We start from the raw sequence: 230 nt of genomic DNA on the forward strand, positions 1-230 counted from the left end.
ACTCGGCACTGGGAGGCGCGGCGACCCCCGGGGCGGAGCGCCGCGGCAAGTTCGTGGTGCTCCCCTGCGGGTCCGAGCTGCACCCCGTCTTCCACCTGGCGAAGGCCGGATGGCTGCGCTGGTACGACACCCTGCCGACCACGCTCCTCAAGCCGGGCAAGACGCTCATCGCGCTGCGGATCGCCCTCGACGACGGCAGCGGCTTCGACCTGACCGAGGCCGGGACGAAG

Annotated in this window: 1 protein-coding gene; it reads left to right on the forward strand. The window is 72.6% G+C overall.

Annotation, left to right across the window (positions count from 1 at the left end):
* On the forward strand, positions 1-230 hold a 230-nt coding region (locus KVS71_RS19515; RefSeq protein ID WP_368874989.1), incomplete at both ends, for a DNA-formamidopyrimidine glycosylase family protein.

It is taken from the genome of Microbacterium sp. GbtcB4 (assembly GCF_019091465.1).
Taxonomy (GTDB): Bacteria; Actinomycetota; Actinomycetes; order Actinomycetales; family Microbacteriaceae; genus Microbacterium; species Microbacterium paraoxydans.